Source organism: Opacimonas viscosa (genome assembly GCF_024199005.1).
Classification (GTDB): domain Bacteria; phylum Pseudomonadota; class Gammaproteobacteria; order Enterobacterales; family Alteromonadaceae; genus Opacimonas; species Opacimonas viscosa.
Map to the genome: position 1 here is coordinate 1 of NZ_JANATA010000046.1, position 1,650 is coordinate 1,650.

The 1,650-nt window shown below is 43.3% G+C and carries 1 protein-coding gene; it reads left to right on the forward strand.

Annotated elements, in window-relative coordinates; translation table 11 throughout:
- Window positions 1-71: 71 nt before the first annotated feature.
- A protein-coding gene (locus tag NLF92_RS12615; RefSeq protein WP_254102533.1) for an IS3 family transposase occupies window positions 72-1,618 on the forward strand; the annotation gives its coding sequence in 2 pieces (ribosomal slippage) (window positions 72-537 and window positions 537-1,618; 1,548 coding nt in all).
- Window positions 1,619-1,650: the final 32 nt, after the last annotated feature.

A 1,650-nucleotide genomic window follows, 5' to 3' on the forward strand; every position in this document is an offset into this window, starting at 1 on the left:
CCCTCTCTGTCAGACTACCTGTCGCGTTTAAAATTTAACCACTATAGTTAATTTGAGGGCGCGGAGTGACAATGCAACATTATTCATCTGAAAGAAAAGAGTCGGCGCTAAAGAAGATGCGGCCGCCGAGTAATATTTCTATTACAAAACTCTCATTAGATATGGGGATCAGTCAAGCAACCCTGTATTATTGGCGAAAACAAGCCAAAGATAAGGGGCAAGTAATGCCTGGAAACGGAAAGAACGCTGAACAATGGTCTTCAGCCAATAAATTTGCAGCCGTATTAGAAACAGCGACGCTAAACGAGGCCGAATTAGCCCTTTATTGTCGTAAAAAAGGACTCTTCGTTGAACAAATAGCTGCTTGGAAAAACGCCTGTTTGGATGCCAATGCAAACGTGTCTGAGCATAAAAAGGTATTTCAAGCCGCCGCAAAAAAAGATAAGCAGCAAATTAACGCCTTAGAAAAGGAGTTGCGCAGAAAGGATAAAGCCCTCGCTGAAACGGCGGCATTGTTGGTCTTAAGAAAAAAAGCCGATGCGATCTGGGGGGAAGCCGAGGACGAATGATCCTCGACGCAGATCGCTTACAAGCGGTGATATTAATCGATGAAGCGGTGTTAAGTGGTGCAGCGAAATATAAGGCTTGTGCAGAGTTGGGAATAACGATTCGAACGTACCAGCGTTGGATGTCTGCTGGCGTTATCAAAAGTGATGGTAGACCAGACTCAGTAAGGCCTATCCCTAAGAATAAATTGACGGCAGGCGAGCGTAAACGGCTAGTAGATACAATGAATAGCGAGGCATATAAAAGCTTGCCAGCAAGCCAAATGGTACCGTCTTTAGCTGATGAGGGTATTTACCTAGCGTCAGAATCTACATGCTATCGCGTGTTGCATGAAGAGAAGTTGCAGCATCGTCGTGGTCGTGGGCAAAGTAACGACAAGAAGGTCGCTACGACGCACAGTGCTAATGGCCCTAATCAATTGTGGAGTTGGGATATTACTTGGTTGCCAGGCCCAGCAAAAGGCTTCCACTTTTATTTATATTTAATATTGGATGTGTTTAGTCGAAAAATTGTGGGTTGGGAAATACATGATGAAGAGTCAGCAGCTCACGCTGCAACCCTTATTCGGCGTACTCATTTGCGTGAAGATATTAGAGATAATCCGCTGATATTACATTCGGATAATGGGAGTCCAATGAAGGGTGCTTCGATGCTAGAGACTTTATATCAGTTAGGCGTTGCAACATCATTTAGTCGTCCAAGAGTCAGCAATGATAATGCTTATTCTGAATCGATATTCAAAACCTGTAAATACAGGCCAGATTATCCATATAAAGGTTTTTTTAACATCGCTGAGGCACGTGATTGGGTATTGAAATTTACTCATTGGTACAACGTCAATCATAAACACAGCGGATTGAAATTTGTGACGCCTCACCAACGTCATGCAGGTTTAGCTAAAGATGTGTTGGCAAAAAGAAAGGACGTATATCAACAAGCCAAACTTAGAAATCCAGAACGATGGAGCGGCCAAACCCGCAACTGGGAACTAGTCGACAAAGTACACCTAAATCCTGCTCGTGATAGGATTGAAATTGAAGGTGTAAAATAGATTAATCGCGACAACTAGTTTGACAAACACCG